This is a genomic window from Burkholderia sp. JPY481 (assembly GCF_038900515.1).
Taxonomy (GTDB): Bacteria; Pseudomonadota; Gammaproteobacteria; order Burkholderiales; family Burkholderiaceae; genus Paraburkholderia; species Paraburkholderia youngii.
This window is the reverse complement of sequence record NZ_JAYMRT010000116.1, coordinates 1-688: the sequence shown is the minus strand read 5'-3', so window position 1 is coordinate 688 and position 688 is coordinate 1. Positions and strand designations below refer to the sequence as shown.

Below are 688 nucleotides of genomic sequence, written 5' to 3'. Positions count from 1 at the left end.
GCACGACGCTCGTCTATCGCGATCCGCTGACTCACACTACGCGTATCGTGCGGGTACAAGACCAACTATGAATAACGCAATCCACAGAGAGAGTGGCCTTTGAGCACGCTGATCGTCCTATTGCCGCTGCGTGATCCGGCGGTGCCCTCGCAGGAGTGGCAACTGCCCGAGCTACCGTTCGTGCTGCTCGATAAGGCCGGGCGCACGCAGCGCGCCGGGCGCTCGGCGCTCGCGCTGCTGCCGCGCGCGAACACGACGGTGCTGACCCGGTGGTCGTCCGCAAACTGACCTCAATGAAGGTCGGACGCCACGAAAGTCAACGACTCTACAACTAACCTTGGCAAATCTGCCACGTTTGGGCTGAAAATGGTCATCACCGTCGAGCGCAATCGGCACGGCGGGAGAATCAGGTCGCGAACGGCCGGCGAACGACGCTTGGTTCGACGCAAGAATTGAACAGAATCAACTCGAACGCCGCCCCACCATCAGCATTGCCGCTGTGCCCCCGATCGCCCGTCCGCTGGGGTCCAGACGCGCGCGCAACCCGGACGCATAGGTGTGTGCGAAGAGAATCGTGAAGCCCAGCAACGCTCCCGACGCGGAATAGACCGAGAAGTCCACCGTATCCGTGATGTCAATTTCGAATACCGCCAGCAATAGAGGCATGACGGATATGACGGTGGTCGCG

2 pseudogenes are annotated in these 688 nt (G+C 61.2%); one reads left to right on the top strand and one right to left on the bottom strand.

Annotation, left to right across the window (positions count from 1 at the left end):
- Positions 1–99: 99 nt before the first annotated feature.
- Positions 100–264: pseudogene (locus VSR82_RS39905) on the top strand (type II secretion system protein GspL); the annotation flags it as partial.
- A gap of 198 nt (positions 265–462) precedes the next feature.
- On the opposite strand, the pseudogene VSR82_RS39900 reads toward VSR82_RS39905, so the two are convergent.
- Positions 463–688: pseudogene (locus VSR82_RS39900) on the bottom strand (MFS transporter); the annotation flags it as partial.